At 54.3% G+C, this 4,075-nt stretch carries 3 protein-coding genes; 1 reads left to right on the top strand and 2 read right to left on the bottom strand.

The window, feature by feature from the left end:
- Positions 1 to 67: 67 nt before the first annotated feature.
- Positions 68 to 1,960 carry an ABC transporter ATP-binding protein gene (locus tag ADICEAN_RS20380; RefSeq protein WP_009197568.1) on the bottom strand — a complete coding sequence of 631 codons (1,893 nt, stop codon included), beginning with the start codon at positions 1,958 to 1,960 and terminating at the stop codon, positions 68 to 70.
- Between the two features lie 189 nt (positions 1,961 to 2,149).
- Between ADICEAN_RS20380 and ADICEAN_RS20375 the strand changes: the two genes are divergently transcribed.
- Positions 2,150 to 3,097 carry a hypothetical protein gene (locus tag ADICEAN_RS20375; protein ID WP_009197567.1) on the top strand — a complete coding sequence of 316 codons (948 nt, stop codon included), beginning with the start codon at positions 2,150 to 2,152 and terminating at the stop codon, positions 3,095 to 3,097.
- On the opposite strand, the gene ADICEAN_RS20370 is transcribed toward ADICEAN_RS20375, so the two are convergent.
- Positions 3,094 to 4,075: capsule assembly Wzi family protein (locus ADICEAN_RS20370; RefSeq protein WP_040398573.1), on the bottom strand; the 982-nt coding region annotated here is incomplete at its 5' end. The two genes, ADICEAN_RS20375 and ADICEAN_RS20370, sit on opposite strands and share 4 nt — an antisense overlap.

Genomic DNA, 4,075 nt, shown 5'->3' with positions numbered 1-4,075 from the left:
AAGTGCTGAGGATTGCTACTAGTAGAAGAGGATAAAGTTCTTGATTGTTAGGAATTTGGGGAAGAAACTACACCGACTGCATCAGGCTGAGCTTTTTGTAGAGGCCCTCCTGCTCCAGCAGCGCCTCATGGCTGCCCTGCTCCACTACCCTGCCCTGCTGAATCACCAGAATTTCATCGGCATGCTGGATGGTGCTCAGGCGATGGGCAATCACAATGGAAGTACGCCCCTCCATTAGTTTGGTGAGCGCCTCCTGCACCAGCCGCTCCGATTCCGAATCCAGGGCCGAGGTAGCCTCATCCAGGATCAGGATGGGGGGGTTCTTCAGCACCGCCCGGGCAATGCTCAGGCGCTGCCGCTGCCCGCCGGAAAGGCGGCCGCCCCGCTCGCCGATCAGCGTCTGGTAGCCCCCCTCGGTCTGCATGATAAAGTCATGGGCATTGGCAATTTTGGCAGCCCGGATCACTTCTTCCTCCCGCGCCTCGGGCATACCAAAGGCAATGTTGTTGAAGATGGTATCATTAAACAGGATGCTTTCCTGGGTGACGATGCCCATGAGCTGCTGCAGCGACTCCACCTGGTAGTCTGTAAGGGGTTTGCCATCCAGCAGCACCGCTCCTTCGGTGGGGTCGTAGAAGCGGGCCACCAGATCGGCCAGGGTAGATTTGCCCCCTCCGGAAGGCCCTACCAGGGCAATGGTCTTCCCTTTTTCGATCTTAAGGTTGATGTCCTGCAGCACCCGCGTCTCTCCAGACCGGGTCTCGCCAGACCGGGTCTCTCCAGACCGGGTCTCGCCAGACCGGGTCTCTCCATAGGCAAAGCTTACCCCCCTGAACTCCAGGCTGTGCTCGAAGCTTTTTGCGGGCTGGGCCCCGGCCTTGTCGGTAATCACCGGTGTCACATCCAGCACCTGAAAAATACGCTCGCCGGCCGAGAGGCCCCGCTGGATGCTGGTAAAGGATTTGCTGATGGCCTTGCCGGGCTGCAGCACCTGGGTAAAGATGGCAATGTAGCCGATAAAAGCCGCTGCGGCCAGCTCGGAGGTACCATCGATTACCAGCGAGCCGCCATAGAGCAGAATGCAGACCACAAAGAAAATGCCCAGAAACTCCGAGATGGGCGAGGCCAGCTCGTTGCGGCGGGCCATGTGCATGTTTACGTCGCCATAGTGATCTACCTCCCGGGCAAAGCGCCTGAACACAAAATCCCGGGCCGTAAAGGCCTTTACTACCCGCATGCCGCCTATGGTTTCGTCCAGCATGTTTACAATGCGGCCCAGGCTCTCCTGGCTTTCGGTGGCCTTGCGCTTAAGCCGCTTGGCAATGCCGGAAATAATGTAGCCGGAAATGGGCAGCACCAGCACCGTAAACAGGGTGAGCTTGTAGGAAATGCTAAAGAGCACAATGAAGTAAACGATAATGGTAGCCGGCTCCCGAAAAAAGACCGTAATACTGTTCACAATGGAGCTTTCCACCTCCTGCACATCGTTGGTGATGCGCGACATCAGGTCGCCCTTGCGCTCGTTGGTAAAAAAGCCCAGGTGCAGGCGGGTCACCTTATCATAGATGCCCTTGCGCAGGTTGCTGACGGCCTGCACCCGTATGTGTGCCAGCTCAATGTTAGAGAGGTAGGTAAACAGGCTGGTAAGCAGCGAGGCGATTACAATGATGATGCAGACAAAGACCAGCGAGCCAAACACCCCATACTCATCCCGCCACTGCAGCAGGTTGTGGTAAAACACATGCAGCACCCAGTCAAAACTCAGCGTAAAAGAAGGCGTCCGGGTATATTTCTCCAGTTCTTCGGCCGGGGTCTGGTTAAAGAGTACGCTCAGGATAGGAATGAGCAGCGTAAGCCGGGCTATGCCAAAGAGAATGGAGAGCAGCGTAAAGACGATGTATTTGGGAATGCGCAGGCCCAGGGGCCGGGCAAACGAAAGCAAACGAAAGTATAAATTCATGCCAGCGAGGCTTATGCAGCGGCAAAGGTACAGCTTTTGCGCTGTAAATGGGATAGATGTAAGGGAGTTGTTGGAAGTGACCATCAATTGATAGGGCATTAGCCTGGAACACCCCTAGAGGGATAGGACTCAACCAAACCCTTGTAATCTATGAATGAAATAGCTACTTTGGTTTAACAATACTCAGCAATGAATCGATACTTGCTTCTTTTATTCACAGCCGTTTGTAGCATCGCCTGTCAGCCACCATTTCCGGAGTCGTATGAAAAAGATCTTCAGCAAGGGAATACCTATATAGAGTCGTATTATCAACACATTTACCTTGCCGATCTGGCCTACCTTAAGGGGAATTACCAGGAGGCCTGGCAGGCATGGCAACGGGCCTTTAGTAGTCATCCTCCTTTAAATCAGCCCATGTATCTTGAGCTATATTATGCAGCGAAGGTTGCCGCTCATTTAAAACACGACAGTCTTGCCCTATCCTATATAGAAGCCCTGATACAAACCCATGGCAAAGAGTGGCAGGCATTTGAAACAGATACCGTATTTGCCGAATTGCGCCGCACTCCCCGCTGGCGGTTGCTTAAGGAAAAATACCCCTTCATGCGGCAGGAATATCTAAATGGGGTCGATCTGGAATTACGAAAAGAGATTGCCACTATGCAGAAAAGGGATCAGCTATACAGGTCCCATCAAGGGGCCTTACCTGCTCAAAAGACACTCGATTCCATCAATACCCATAGGCTGATGCAGCTTTTTGAAAGCAGGGGATACCCTGATGAGCGCATGATTGGCAATGAATCGGTAGACGGAGACTGGACCATCAACATGACGGGCATTGGCATCATGCTGCTCCATACTGCCGACTCTATTCGCATGGCATATTTTGTACCTAAGCTACTACAGTTTGTGCAGCAGGGCAGTTGCGAACCTCTGATGCTTGGAAGAGCAATTGATAAGTACTATCTCTACAATAAAGAACTTCAGGTCTATGGCACCTATACCAATCGGGATGGCAGTGAAATTCCTGTTCAGTACCCAGAGCAGCTAGACAGTTTACGGATTTCTATTGGCTTGCCCCCTGTAGCGGTTCAGGCAGAACGTGATGCCTTGGTACAACAGATGTATGGGCGTTAGAAATACAAATTCGTAGGCCGGGCAATGTTCCAGCGCAGGCCTAGCTCCAGGAGCTTGGTCGTTTGATTGGCCTGGCCTTCCAGCTGGCGACGGCGTAGGGTGTAGCTGCCCTCCAGCCAGAGACGGTGCGCCAGCATGTAAGAGGCCTGCACTTCGCCCAGCAGCAGCTTGTTGGACAGGCCCTGTCCTATCTGGTTGCCGGTATCCAGGGTGCGGGTGGTGTAGGGCTCAAAGATATCCCCGCCCCAATTCTCCCCTTCGGGATCGGTACCGTATGTGGCGGTTATGGCGGTGCCCTGCAACTGCAGGCGGGGCAGGGGCTGGTAGATCAGGCGTACAAGCTTCTCATCAAAGTTGGCGCCCAGGGGGTGCGCCAGCGGCTGGCCGTAATGGGTATAGCTGGTGTAGTTGCTCTGGTGGGTGTACATAAAGGGACGGGCGCGGTTCCACTCCAGCTGCGCATCCAGATTGGGCAGGCCAAAGACATTGATGTACTTACCCCCCAGCTGCGAGGCCCACTTATTGCCCCACCAGCCGTTGCCCTGCTGGTAGGCACTCAGCAGAAACTCATCCAGCACAAACTGCCCATAGAGCTGTACCCGCTTGAAGAGGTTCCATTTGGCATCCAGGCCCACCAGCGCATTATCATTGCTGCCGCCGTACTGCTCAATGGCCCGGTAGAAGATAACGGGATTGAAGTAGTCGGCCTCTATTCCGTTGCTGTTCTCATCGCCGCTCATCACCGCTTCAAAGAGGCCCACATTCAGATTATCGGTAATGTTGAGGCTCAGGTGGTGCATGGCAAAGAACTTCTTGGGGTAGTCGGTGCTGCCCGGCGTACCGGATGGGGATGAGGGGATCTCGCCCCGCAGCTGCGCAAAGATGTTGGTATAGCTAAAGCGCCATACCTGCGTCTGCAGCTTCAGGTAGGGAAAGGCCGGCCCGTAATCCGACAGCACCATGGAGCGCAGGCCGTTG

The sequence above is a fragment of the Cesiribacter andamanensis AMV16 genome, from assembly GCF_000348925.1.
GTDB lineage: Bacteria > Bacteroidota > Bacteroidia > Cytophagales > Cyclobacteriaceae > Cesiribacter > Cesiribacter andamanensis.
Note: the sequence above shows the minus strand (reverse complement) of the source record. Positions and strands in the feature narration are given on the sequence as shown.

What these genes read in the sequence shown, in the direction of transcription:
- ADICEAN_RS20380 (WP_009197568.1), bottom strand. Translation starts at nt 1,960, where the DNA reads ATGAATTTATACTTTCGTTTGCTTTCGTTTGCCCGGCCCCTGGGCCTG.
- ADICEAN_RS20375 (WP_009197567.1), top strand. Translation starts at nt 2,150, where the DNA reads ATGAATCGATACTTGCTTCTTTTATTCACAGCCGTTTGTAGCATCGCC.